This window comes from Streptomyces sp. NPDC002788, from assembly GCF_053592115.1.
In genome coordinates this window covers 122,371-129,033 of the sequence record NZ_JBSFVB010000014.1, presented here as the reverse complement: position 1 = coordinate 129,033, position 6,663 = coordinate 122,371, and the positions used below count along the sequence as shown (strand labels likewise).

8 protein-coding genes are annotated in these 6,663 nt (G+C 72.0%); 5 read left to right on the top strand and 3 right to left on the bottom strand.

The annotated features are described in order from the left end of the window. The 3 genes from ACWD1U_RS25445 to htpG all read left to right on the top strand — a co-directional run. Positions 1 to 519, top strand: a 519-nt coding sequence (locus ACWD1U_RS25445; RefSeq protein ID WP_451110799.1) for a hypothetical protein, incomplete at its 5' end; no start/stop codon positions are given. 118 nt (positions 520 to 637) lie between these two features. Continuing rightward, entirely contained in the window at positions 638 to 1,348 is a 711-nt protein-coding gene (locus ACWD1U_RS25440) for a class F sortase (RefSeq protein WP_451110798.1), read from the top strand. A gap of 85 nt (positions 1,349 to 1,433) precedes the next feature. Continuing rightward, a complete protein-coding gene (gene htpG / locus ACWD1U_RS25435) occupies positions 1,434 to 3,332 on the top strand; it encodes a molecular chaperone HtpG (RefSeq protein ID WP_451110796.1) in 1,899 nt (632 codons plus the stop codon). 12 nt (positions 3,333 to 3,344) lie between these two features. Here htpG and ACWD1U_RS25430 read toward each other — a convergent pair whose 3' ends face one another. The 3 genes from ACWD1U_RS25430 to ACWD1U_RS25420 all read right to left on the bottom strand — a co-directional run bounded on the left by ACWD1U_RS25430 (position 3,345) and on the right by ACWD1U_RS25420 (position 4,898). Beyond that, complete coding sequence (locus tag ACWD1U_RS25430; protein ID WP_451110795.1) at positions 3,345 to 3,596, bottom strand: twin-arginine translocase TatA/TatE family subunit; 252 nt, start codon at positions 3,594 to 3,596, stop codon at positions 3,345 to 3,347. Beyond that, the gene (locus ACWD1U_RS25425; RefSeq protein ID WP_451110793.1) at positions 3,584 to 4,246 is read right to left on the bottom strand and encodes a hypothetical protein; all 663 of its coding nucleotides are present in this window, start codon (positions 4,244 to 4,246) and stop codon (positions 3,584 to 3,586) included. Before ACWD1U_RS25425 ends, ACWD1U_RS25430 begins: the two co-directional genes overlap by 13 nt. A 76-nt stretch (positions 4,247 to 4,322) precedes the next feature. Continuing rightward, positions 4,323 to 4,898 (bottom strand): TerD family protein, encoded by a 576-nt coding sequence (locus tag ACWD1U_RS25420; protein WP_451110792.1) that lies wholly within the window; start codon positions 4,896 to 4,898, stop codon positions 4,323 to 4,325. 145 nt (positions 4,899 to 5,043) lie between these two features. Here ACWD1U_RS25420 and ACWD1U_RS25415 point away from each other — a divergent pair, with 145 nt between their 5' ends. Together ACWD1U_RS25415 and ACWD1U_RS25410 are read left to right on the top strand one after the other, a co-directional pair. Beyond that, positions 5,044 to 5,430: a BlaI/MecI/CopY family transcriptional regulator gene (locus ACWD1U_RS25415; RefSeq protein ID WP_451110790.1), complete on the top strand. Its 387-nt coding sequence runs from the start codon at positions 5,044 to 5,046 to the stop codon at positions 5,428 to 5,430. A gap of 6 nt (positions 5,431 to 5,436) precedes the next feature. Further along, entirely contained in the window at positions 5,437 to 6,516 is a 1,080-nt protein-coding gene (locus ACWD1U_RS25410) for a M56 family metallopeptidase (RefSeq protein ID WP_451110789.1), read from the top strand. Positions 6,517 to 6,663 lie beyond the last annotated feature (147 nt).

Genomic DNA, 6,663 nt, shown 5'->3' with positions numbered 1-6,663 from the left:
AAGGGCTCCTGGGAGGGCAAGCACGACAAGCACGGCAAGCCTCACGGTGGGATGCACACCGGTGGCGGAGCCCTGGCCGCGGTGAACGCGGACGACGACTGGGGCACCACCAAGCACGAGGGAGAGGGCAAGCACGACGAGAACGGCAAGCACGAAGGGCACGGGAAGGGCTCCTGGGAGGGCAAGCACGACAAGCACGGCAAGCCTCACGGTGGGATGCACACCGGTGGCGGAGCCCTGGCCGCGGTGAACGCGGACGACAACTGGGACAACCCCAAGCACGACTCGGGCTCCTGGGGCGACAAGCAGGAGAAGGACGCCTTCGGGGACAAGCGCGACGAGCACAAGAAGGGCTCCTGGAAGGGCAAGCACGACAAGCCGCGCGGTGGGATGCACACCGGTGGCGGAGCGCTGGCCGGCGCGCCGGGTGTGACCGCCGGCGGGCTCGCCGTGCTGGCGGTGGCCGGTACCGGCCTGTACGCGCTGCGACGCCAGAAGGCCTCCCAGGGCGCGGCATGACCGGTGCCTGATCTCATAACCGCCGTGGCCGCCGCACGTGCCCTGCGCGTCGCGGCGGCCCGGCTCGTCCTCCCGCGTGCCGTGCCCGCTGCCGTGCCCTGAATGAGGTGGTTCTCCGATGGCAGCCAGTCCTCCTGCCCTCCCCGATCCCGGCCCCGCGCCGTCGAAGCGGCGGCTGCGTACCGTCGTCACAGTCTTCTGGGTGGTGGCCGCCCTCGCCCTGATCGTGAGCCTGGTCGGCGGCCGAGGCGGGTCATCCGACGCCGGCGGCCCGCCGCACGCCCCGCCGGCCGTGCCCGCCGCCCCGACCGTGCCCCACACGCCGCCCGTGTCGGCGGCGCCGCACGCGTCCGCCGCCTCGGAGGCCCGCCCGCGGCTGCCGCGGTCCCGGCCGGTCCGCCTGCTCATCCCCAAGATCTCGGTCGACGCGCCCTTCACCGACCTCGCCATCGGCCGCTCGGGCCAGCTGGAGCCGCCGCCGCCCGACGACACCAACCTCGTCGGCTGGTATGCCAAGGGCCACTCGCCCGGAGAGCCCGGAACCGCGATCATCGCCGGGCACGTGGACACCGCGACCTCCCCGGCCGTCTTCGCCGGGCTCGGCCAGTTGAAGAAGGGCGACCGGTTCCAGGTGGCGCGCGCCGACGGCACCAGGGCGACGTTCGTCGTCGACACCACGGAGTCCTTCGAGAAGGACGCCTTCCCCAGCGAGCGCGTCTACGGCGACACCCCCGACGCCCAGGTCAGGCTCATCACCTGCGCCGGTTCCTACGACCGTCAGGCCCGGGACTACACCGAGAACCTGGTCGTCTTCGCCCACCTCGTCTGAGATCCGGGCCACGGGCCTGACTTGGTGTTTTACAGTGACTCCACCAGTTCAGGCGACTGTGGGACCTGTGAGGTATTGGCGAACCATGACGACCGAAACGTTTGAGTTCCAGGTAGAGGCGCGTCAGCTGCTCCAGCTGATGATCCACTCGGTCTACTCGAACAAGGATGTCTTCCTGCGCGAGCTCGTCTCGAACGCCTCCGACGCGCTCGACAAGCTGCGTCTGGAGAAACTGCGGGACGACTCGCTCGACGCCGATGTGTCCGACCTGCACATCGAGCTCGACGTCGACAAGCAGGCCCGGACCCTCACGGTGCGGGACAACGGCATCGGGATGTCGTACGACGAGGTCGGGCGGCTCATCGGCACCATCGCCAACTCGGGAACGGCCACGTTCCTCAAGGAGCTGCGAGAGGCCCAGGACGGGGACGGGGCCGAGGGGCTCATCGGGCAGTTCGGCGTCGGCTTCTACTCCGGGTTCATGGTGGCGGACGAGGTGACGCTGGTGACCCGGCGCGCCGGCGAGAGCCAGGGCACCCGCTGGACGTCCCGCGGCGAGGCCACCTACACGCTGGAGAAGGTCGACGACGCGCCGCAGGGCACCTCCGTCACCCTCCACCTCAAGCCCGCCGACCCCGAGAACCAGCTGCACGACTACACCTCCGAGTGGACGATCCGGGAGATCGTCAAGCGGTACTCGGACTTCATCACCTGGCCGATCCGGATGGTGCCGCAGACGGGCGACGGGGACGGCGCGCCCGAGCCCGAGACGCTGAACTCCATGAAGGCCCTGTGGGCGCGCTCGCGCGACGAGGTGTCCGACGACGAGTACCACGAGCTGTACAAGCACATCAGCCACGACTGGCGTGAGCCGCTGGAGACGATCCGGCTGCAGGCGGAGGGCACCTTCGAGTACCAGTCACTCCTCTTCGTCCCGTCGCACGCCCCGCACGACCTGTTCACGCGGGACTTCAAGCGCGGCGTCCAGCTGTATGTGAAGCGCGTCTTCATCATGGACGACTGCGAGGCGCTGCTGCCGCCGTACCTGCGCTTCGTCAAGGGCGTCGTCGACGCGCAGGACCTGTCGCTGAACGTCTCCCGCGAGATCCTCCAGCAGGACCGGCACATCCGGATGATGCAGCGCCGGCTGACCAAGAAGGTGCTGTCCACGGTCAAGGAGCTCATGACCAAGGACGCCGACCGCTACGCCACGTTCTGGCGGGAGTTCGGCACCGTCCTCAAGGAAGGCCTGGTCACCGACTCCGAGAACCGGGACGCCATCCTCGCCGCCTCGTCCTTCGCGTCCACGCACGCCGACGACGAGCCGAGCACCCTCGCGCGGTACGTGGAGCGGATGAAGGACGGCCAGGACGCCATCTACTACCTCACCGGCGAGTCCCGGCAGAGCATCGAGAACTCCCCGCACATGGAGGCGTTCCGGGCCAAGGGCATCGAGGTCCTGCTGCTCACCGACGCCGTCGACGAGGTGTGGGTCGACGCCGTCGGCGAGTACGACGGCAAGAAGCTGCGCTCCGTCGCCAAGGGCGAGATCGACCTGGACGGCGAGGGCGAGGAGAAGGCCGGCGAGGAGCGGGAGAAGCAGGCCGAGGAGTACGCCGGGCTGCTCGGCTGGATGCGTGAGCAGCTGGACGAGGACATCAAGGAGGTGCGTCTGTCGACCAGGCTCACCGTCTCCCCGGCCTGCGTCGTCTCCGACGCGCACGACCTGACCCCGGCCCTGGAGAACATGTACCGGGCGATGGGCCAGGAGGTACCGCGCACCAAGCGGATCCTGGAGCTCAACCCCGGCCACCCGCTGGTGAAGGGCCTGAACCAGGCGTACCGGGATCGGGAGGACGGTGCGGAGCTCGCCGAGTCCGCCGAACTGCTCCACACGCTCGCGGTGCTCGCCGAGGGCGGCCAGCCCAAGGACCCCGCGAAGTTCGTCAAGCTCGTGTCGGACCGCCTGGAGCGCACGCTGTAGTCACGGGAGGGATCAGGAGTGGTCCGGGGCGCCCGCCGCACGGGCGCCGGGCGGGGTCGTGCCGGTGCCCGGAGGGACGACCTCGCCCTGGATCACCCGCGGCGCGGGGGCCGTACCGGCCTCCTCGTCCTTCGCGGCGCGGGCCTCGGCCTTCAGGATGCGGGCCGCCTTGCCGGCCGAGCGGGTCAGCTCCGGGAGCTTCTTCATCCCGATGACGGCTATGACGACGACGAGGAGGATCGCGAGCTCGCTCAGTCCGAACATGGTGTCCTGTCCTTTCTCGCCCGGGCCGGGCATGGCGCGAGCGTATCGGGCGGGGAGCACGGCCGGAGTGCCGCCTCGGGATGCGTGGCCAGGTGCCGGCGCAGATGCGGCAGCATGCCGCGGTCGAGCAGGGCCTGCCGCCAGATCAGCCGGGCGTGCTCCACCTGGTCGGGGGCGGGCGGGACATGGCGGCTCAGGGCCGTACGCAGCAGCGCGGCCAGGCCGACGAGACCGGTCGCGGCCGCCACGGCGGCCAGGGTCCAGCCGGCCGCGACGAGCGAACTGGGCAGCGGACCCGGTGCGCCGGCGACGTGGAGCATGCCGCCGAGTACGAGCAGTGCCGCGGCGGACACGGCCGCCACGAGCGGTGTGAGCACCGCGAGGGCCGGCAGCAGACTGCCCGTGCCGTACGGAGACCGCGGCTCGTGCCGGGCCGCCCGCCGTACGGCGAGATAGTCGCGGTACGGCTCGCCGGCCGCCGCCGTGATGGCGTCGGCGTGGGCGAGCGCGTCGGCGCGCAGGTGCGCCGCGGCCCGGCCGGTCGGGCCGGTGCCGACGATGTCACGGATGTCCGCGCTGCCCATCGCCTGGTGCAGGACGGCTTCGAAGTCCGCGCGGTCCTCCGGGCGGAGGCGGGACGGATCGGCCATAGGGTCTCCCGGTCGTTGCTGATGCGGCCGCCGGGCCCGGCTCCCAGGGGCGGGCCCGGCGGCGCGGTCGGTCGTGTCAGACACCGACGCCGAAGTCGGAGGCGATACCGGCCAGCCCCGAGGCATAGCCCTGGCCGACGGCACGGAACTTCCACTCGGCGCCGTTGCGGTACAGCTCGCCGAAGACCATCGCGGTCTCCGTGGAGGCGTCCTCGGACAGGTCGTAGCGGGCGATCTCCTGGCCGCCCGCCTGGTTCACGACGCGGATGAAGGCGTTGCGGACCTGCCCGAAGCTCTGGCCGCGGTTCTCGGCGTCGTGGATGGACACCGGGAACACGATCCTGTCGATCTCGGCGGGCACGCCGGCGAGGTTCACCTTGACGGTCTCGTCGTCGCCTTCGCCCTCGCCGGTGAGGTTGTCGCCGGTGTGCTCGACCGAGCCGTCCGGGCTCTTGAGGTTGTTGTAGAAGACGAAGTGCTGGTCGGAGGGGACCTTGCCGGAGGCGTCGAGAAGCAGGGCGGAGGCGTCGAGGTCGTAGTCGGTGCCGGTGGTCGTGCGCAGGTCCCAGCCCAGGCCGACCAGGACGGCGGTCAGGCCCGGCGCCTCCTTGCTGAGCGAGACGTTGCCACCCTTGGACAGGGAAACTCCCACGGAATACTCCTTCTTGGCGTTCTCGGCGTGTGCGAACGGGATACGCTGTGAAATCTACATCACTGTAGAAGGAGAGGGGATCGGTCCGGTCGGTCTATACGATGTCCGCACCGGCAACGCACGGCGGCGGAAGGGAGACAGAGCGGTGACGGATCCCCGGCAGCGTCCCCGGCGGGGGCAGGGCGAGCTGGAGGCGCTGGTGCTGTCGGCCCTGCGGGAGGCGGACGGGCCGGCGACGGCCGGCTGGGTGCAGGAACGCCTCGGCGGTGACCTCGCGTACACCACGGTGATCACGATCCTGACCCGGCTGCTGGGCAAGGGTGCGGTCACCCGGGAGCGGGTGGGCCGGTCCTTCGCATGGACGCCCGCCTCGGACCAGGCGGGCCTCGCGGCACGGAAGATGCGCAAGGTGCTGGACAGCGAGAGCGACCGCGAGGCCGTGCTGGCCAGTTTCGTCACGGGCCTCGGCCCGGACGACGAGCGGTTGCTGCGCGACCTGCTGGAGCAGGAGCACGGCGAAGGGGAAGACTGAAGCCTCATGGGGGTCTTCGTCTTTCTGCCTCTGGTCCTGCCGCTCACGGCCTGGCCGGTCGCGCGCCTGGCCGAGCAGCATCTGCATCCGCGCACCGCGACCCGGCTGCTGACCGCCATGGCCGCGGTGCTGGCGCTGTGCAGCACGGTGTGCCTGGCCCTGGTGATGGTGGTCGGCACCGCCCAACTGCCCGGCAATCCGCTTCCCGACGGTTGGTCGGACCCCGAGGTGCGGGCCGCGGTGCCTTACGACGAGGTCGTCGGCAAGGCCGCCATTCCGGCGCTGTGCGCGGTGCTCGTCGCCTGCGCCCGGGCGCTGTGGCGGCACGGCCGGGTACGCCGCCGGGCACACCGCGCGCTGGCCGGGCTGCCGGACACGGAGGTGGCGGTGCTGCCGGACACCGTGCCTTACGCGTATGCGCTGCCGTGCGGTGGGCGGCGGGCCGGTGACGGCGCCGGGCGCGGGGGCGCACGGCGTGGCGGTCCGCGCGGGGGCGCACCGCGTGGCGGTGCGCTGCGCCGGGGTGCCGCGCCCGGCCGTGGGGTGCCTGACACCGCCGGCCGCCGTGCCCGTGGCCCCCTTGGGGGCCGTGTCGTGGTGACCACGGCCCTGCTGGACCGGCTCCGGCCGGCTGAGCGGCGGGCCCTGTTCGCCCATGAGCGGGCGCACCTCGCCGCCCGTCACGACCGTTTCCTGCTCACCGTGCGGCTCGCCGCCCGGGCCAACCCGTTCCTGCGGCCGCTGCGCACCGCCGTGGCGTACACGACCGAGCGGTGGGCGGACGAGGAGGCGGCCCGGGTGGTCGGCAGCCGGCGCACGGTGGCCCGGGCGATCGGCACGGCCGCGCTCGTCTCGCGGGGCACCCCGGCGCCCACACTCGCAGGGCTCACCGCCGCGGGCCCCGTGCCGCGCCGGGTGGCGGCCCTGCTCGGCCCGGCGCCGGCGGCGCGCAGCTGGCCCCCGGCGTTCACGTCGGTCGGGCTGGCGGCGTGGGGCGCGGCCGCGGGCACGGCCGTCTCGGCGATGTCGTCGGCGAACTCGGCCGTGACGATGGTCCTCATCCTGTATGCGGCCACGCCTCTGTGAGAATCCGTCCCGCCCCGCGTCATCCCTCCTCTTCCTCGTCGCCCTCGGGAGAGGTCCCCCGACCTCGTCGGTCACTTGCTCGCGGCCAGGCCGCCGACGACACTGACCGCGAGAGCGGCCGCACCCGCGGCGACCGCGGTCCGGGCC